Here is a 3,791-nt window from a genome sequence, read left to right on the forward strand (position 1 = left end):
ACCAATGGGGATATCAACGCCCCGCCGAAGCGACCATCGACATCGGCATCAACTACGCCACCCACCGATTCCGGATCCCGGAGGGCCTGATCGCGGAGAAGGTGGTGGTCGCCGGCGCCTCTCACGATCAGTCGCTGGGGCTGGGCATGCTGTTCTACGAGGACCGAACCTGGGTGCTGACCACCTTCGGGGTGGCCAACGCCAAACCGCCGAGGACGTTTCCCGCAATGCTCGCGCTGGCCGACGAGCTGCTTCCCAAACATTTCACCGACGCGCTGGCGCACGCCGAACCCATCGGCGAGCCGGCGTACCACGCCTTTCCGGCCAGCAGGTGGCGCCGCTATCACAAACTCGACCGCTTCCCGGCCGGCATCGTGCCATTCGGCGATGCCGTCGCCAGCTTCAACCCCACATTCGGGCAAGGCATGACCATGACGGTCCTGCAGGCCGGCCACCTGCGGCGCGCGCTGCAATTCCCGGACGACCGGCTGGCCGCGGAGCTGAACAGGGCCACCGCCAAGACCACCTACCCGGTGTGGATCATGAACGGCATCGCCGACGTCTACTTCCACCACGCGGGCACCAAGGCGCCCGTTCCCTGGTGGTGGCGGCCGTCCGCGGCGCTGTTCGACCAATTTCTCGGGGCAGCCGAAACCGAACCGGTGCTGGCGGAATGGTTCTTGCGCCGGTTCTCCCTGCTCGACAGCCTCTATATGCTTCCGCCGCCGCGGATAATCGGCCGGGCCATGCGGCACAACATGCGGCTGTGGCTACGCGAGCGGCGACAGGCCGTCAAGGAACGGCCGCGAGCCGTCACAACCCTACGGTCGCCCTGAACAACTTCGCGGGCTCCCGCGCGACCAGCCGGATCGGGCCGTCGTCGGCGGCCACCCAGGCGGCCATGCCGCGTTGCAACGCGAGCGACCCGGACTTGGCGTGCACCGTCGCGCAGCCCTCGGCGCACAGCAGGATCTGCGGGCCCTCATGACCGCAGGACGCGTCGACCTCGTGGCCGAGGTACTCGGCATCGAGCGCCAGCAGGGCGACGGCGAATTCCTCGGCCGGTGTCTCATAAACGTGTTCGAACCCCTCCCGGCGGACGGGCGGCCGCAGCTGCGCCTCGGTGGTGGGAGCGAAATCCAGGACCCGCAATAGCTCCGGCACATCGACGTGCTTGGGCGTGAGGCCGCCGCGCAACACGTTGTCGGAGTTGGCCATCACCTCCACCGCGAAACCACGCAAATAGGTGTGCAAGTTGCCGGCCGCCACGAATATCGCCTCCCCGGGGGCCAGGGTGATGCGGTTCAGCAACAACGCCGCGAGCACCCCGGCATCGCCGGGATAGCGTTCGCCAAGCTCGAGCACCGTCTTGGCTTCGGCCGCGAATTCCCTTGCCCCGGAGGCGACGTACTGGATGGCGCCGTCCAGGACGGCGGGGACCAGCGAATCGATGTCGGGCTGGGGCGCGGTGATCCAGGTGGTGAACAAGGCCCGCAGACCGTCCGCGTCGGACTGGTCGTTGAGCAAATCGATAAAGGGGTCCAGTTCGGGCACGGCCAGCGCCCGCAGCAACTCGACGGTGCGGGCAGCCTGACGGAATCCCGCCAGCGCCTCGAAGGAGTGCAGCGCGACCAGCAGCTCCGGCTTGTGCGAGGTATCGCGGTAGTTGCGGAGCGGCGAGGTGACGGGGATGCCCAGGCGCTCCTCGCGCAGGTAGCCCTCGACCGCCTGGGCGGCGCTGGGGTGGGCCTGCAGCGACAGCGGCTCGTCGGCGGCCAGCACCTTGACCAGGAAGGGCAGCACGTCACCGAATCGGGCGCGCGACGCCGGTCCGAGCTGTCCCTCCGGATCCGCGACGAGCGCGTCCAACAACGAGATCTCGCCTGTGTCCGTTTCCAGCCAGGCGGGGTCACCGGGGTGTGCGCCGAACCAGAGTTCGGCCTCTGGATGGGCCGCCGGAACCGGACGCCCGGTGAATTCCGCGAGGGCGGTGCGCGATCCCCAGGCGTACGTCCTCAAGGCCCCGTGAAGCAGCTCCACTTGTGTATCTATCCCCGCACGAGTCGCATGTAAACCGCGGCCATCTCCAGCCGGACGGCCAATATTGCCAGTTGCTGCTCGGGGCGCCCGCCACCGGTCGACGCGGGGAACGCCCCCGACGTCGCGAGGCCGCCCGGGGCATCGGGCACATCCTCGGCCGCGACCAGGTAGATGTCGTTGAGCCCGGCGACCCGCGCGGCCACCACCATCCGTTCGTCGCCCAGCGTCAAGGCCAGCACCCGCAGCCGCTCGGGCAGCGGTCCGTCGATGTCTTCGTCGTGGAAGAGGGCGTCCACGGAAGCGGAGGCGTCGCCGGGCCCGGGGGCCGCCCGCAGTGCCGCGATCGCGTCGGCCAGCCCGGCGGCGGCAGCCACCTGATGCGCGACTCGCAGCAACACCGCACTGCCATGCCGCGCCAACGCCATCGCCGCGGCGCAGTCGCCGGCCAGCGCCACCGAACGACCGGACATGCGCGCGGCAAGAGTTTTTGCCGGATTGGTGAACAGTTCGCGGCCGGCACTGTTGCGCAACGCCTCGGCATCCAACTCGTCGGCGAGCATCTCCAGGTCGACGCGTACCTTCGGGTCCACGCTTTGTAAGGCGGCCAAGCCGGCCGCCAGGTATCGGCACAGGCCGAACTCATCGCGAAGCGGCAGCCGAGGGTCCAGCACCGCGACTCGGCCCGCCGTGCTGTCGCGCAGCGGGCCTTCATACGGCGCGATCACCACCACGCGGGCGCCCCGGCGCACAGCGGTTGCGGCGGCGTCGACCAGTGCGGGATCACCGGGATCGTCGCCGGCGACGAGCAGCACGTCCAGCGGCCCGATCCAGGGCGGCGCCTCGCCGGCTACCACGATCGGTTCTTCCGCCACCCCATCCAAGGTTGCGGCCAGCATCGCACCGGCCGTCTCGGCGGTACCACGGCCGGACACCCAGATCGCCGATCGCGGACGATCGTCAACGCGCAGCGGCTCGCAAGCGCCCTCGTCGAGGGCGGCGGCCACGGATCGCACCTGTGCGCCGGCCATCGACGCCGCCCGCAGCAGGCCCTCCCGGTCGGCGTCGAGCAGGCCCTCGGTGTCTTCGAGATCGATCGCCCGGGTGGGGTTCACGGTTGCGCTGCCCCGGATGACGTTCGGGCGGCGATCTCTGCGCTGACTTGAGCCACCACCGCGTCGACGTCCTCGCTGGTGCGGCCCTCCACGTTGAGTCGCAGCAACGGCTCTGTGTTCGAGCTACGCAGGTTGAACCAGCTGCCGCCGCCCAGATCGACCGTCACCCCATCCAGGTGGTCGATGGACTGAATCCGGGAGCCGAAAGATTTCAACACGGCGTCCACACAATACGGCGCGTCCGCGACATTGAAGTTGATTTCGCCCGACGACTCGTAACGCTGGTAGTCGGCGGTCAACTCCGAGAGCGTTCTCGGGGGCCCATGCTGCTCACCCAGGGCGGCCAGCACATGCAGCGCGGCGAGCATCCCGGAATCGGCGCCCCAGAAGTCGCGGAAGTAGTAGTGCGCCGAATGTTCGCCGCCGAAGATGGCGTTCGTCTCGGCCATCTTCGCCTTGATGAAGCTGTGCCCGACGCGCTCGACCACGGGCGTACCGCCGTGTTCGCGGATCACTTCGGGCACCGCGCGCGAACAGATCAGGTTGTAAATGACCGTCGCCCCGGGGTTCCTGTCGAGCAGCATCGCCGCGAGCATCGCGGTGGTCGTCGAGCCGGACAGGCCGACCCCCTGCTCGTCG

The 3,791-nt window shown here is 69.0% G+C and carries 2 protein-coding genes and 2 pseudogenes; 1 reads left to right on the forward strand and 3 read right to left on the reverse strand.

Annotation, left to right across the window (positions count from 1 at the left end; genetic code table 11):
• A pseudogene (locus tag JO059_RS21600) lies at positions 1 to 836 on the forward strand (oxidoreductase); the annotation flags it as partial.
• Here JO059_RS21600 and manA read toward each other — a convergent pair.
• The 3 genes and pseudogenes from manA to manB all read right to left on the reverse strand — a co-directional run.
• Positions 814 to 2,040, reverse strand: a complete 1,227-nt coding sequence (manA, locus tag JO059_RS21605; RefSeq protein WP_293322563.1) for a mannose-6-phosphate isomerase, class I — start codon at positions 2,038 to 2,040, stop codon at positions 814 to 816. The pseudogene JO059_RS21600 and the gene manA sit on opposite strands and share 23 nt — an antisense overlap.
• 8 nt (positions 2,041 to 2,048) lie before the next feature.
• On the reverse strand, positions 2,049 to 3,152 hold the full coding sequence (locus tag JO059_RS21610; RefSeq protein ID WP_293322564.1) for a TobH protein: 1,104 nt from the start codon (positions 3,150 to 3,152) through the stop codon (positions 2,049 to 2,051).
• Positions 3,149 to 3,791: pseudogene (gene manB / locus JO059_RS21615) on the reverse strand (phosphomannomutase/phosphoglucomutase); the annotation flags it as partial. The pseudogene manB and the gene JO059_RS21610, both read right to left, overlap by 4 nt.

The organism is Mycobacterium sp. (assembly GCF_019247615.1).
GTDB lineage: Bacteria > Actinomycetota > Actinomycetes > Mycobacteriales > Mycobacteriaceae > Mycobacterium.